The sequence below is a fragment of the Georgenia daeguensis genome, assembly GCF_039537705.1.
Classification (GTDB): Bacteria; Actinomycetota; Actinomycetes; order Actinomycetales; family Actinomycetaceae; genus Georgenia; species Georgenia daeguensis.
In genome coordinates, this window is record NZ_BAABBA010000079.1 from 1 (window position 1) to 1,189 (window position 1,189).

A 1,189-nucleotide genomic window follows, 5' to 3' on the forward strand; every position below is an offset into this window, starting at 1 on the left:
GTCAGGCGACGGCGGTGCGCAGGTCCTCGACGCGGTCGGTGCGCTCCCAGGTGAACTCGGGCAGCTCCCGGCCGAAGTGGCCGTAGGCCGAGGTGTGCCGGTAGATCGGGCGCAGCAGGTCCAGGTCCCGCACGATCGCCGCCGGGCGCAGGTCGAAGACCTCCCGCACCGCCGCCACGATCCGCTCCACCGGCACCGTCTCGGTCCCGAACGTCTCCACGTACAGCCCCACCGGGTGCGCCCGCCCGATCGCGTACGCCACCTGCACCTCGCACCGGCGCGCCAGCCCCGCCGCCACCACGTTCTTCGCCACCCACCGCATCGCGTAGGACGCCGAGCGGTCCACCTTCGAGGGGTCCTTCCCCGAGAACGCCCCACCCCCGTGCCGCGACATCCCCCCGTAGGTGTCCACGATGATCTTGCGCCCCGTCAGCCCCGCATCCCCCATCGGCCCCCCGATGACGAACTGCCCCGTCGGGTTGACCAGCAGGTCATACCCCGACGTGGCCAGCTCCACTCCCGCCGCCGCCAGCACCGGCGCGACCACCTCCTGCTCCACCGCCACCGCCAGCAGGTCCTGACGCACCCACTCGTCGTGCTGGGTCGAGACCACCACCGTGTCCAACGACACCGCCCGGTCCCCCTCGTACCCGATCGTCACCTGCGTCTTGCCGTCCGGCCGCAGCCCCGGCACCACCCCCTCCTTGCGCACCAGCGCCAGCCGCTCCGCCAGCCGGTGCGCCAGAAAGATCGGCAACGGCATCAACGCCGCCGTGTCGTCGCACGCATACCCAAACATCAGCCCCTGGTCCCCCGCACCCTGGACGTCCAGCTCGTCGAAGACCCCCGCCCCCGACCGGCCCTCCAACGACTTCGACACCCCCGCCGAGATGTCCGCCGACTGCTGCCCGATCGAGACCGACACCCCGCACGAGGACCCGTCGAACCCGATCGCCGAGGACGTGTACCCGATCCGGCGCACCACCTCGCGCACCAGCTGCGGGATCTCCACGTACGCGTCCGTGGTCACCTCACCCACCACGTGCACCAGCCCCGTGGTCACCACCGTCTCCACCGCCACCCGCGCCACCGGGTCCTGCTCCAGGATCGCGTCCAGGATCGTGTCCGAGATCCGGTCACACACCTTGTCCGGATGCCCCTCGGTCACCGACTCGGACGTGAACTGACG

At 71.4% G+C, this 1,189-nt stretch carries 1 protein-coding gene; it reads right to left on the reverse strand.

Annotation, left to right across the window (positions count from 1 at the left end):
• Position 1: 1 nt before the first annotated feature.
• On the reverse strand, positions 2-1,189 hold a 1,188-nt coding region (gene metK / locus ABD774_RS21485; protein ID WP_345045819.1), incomplete at its 5' end, for a methionine adenosyltransferase.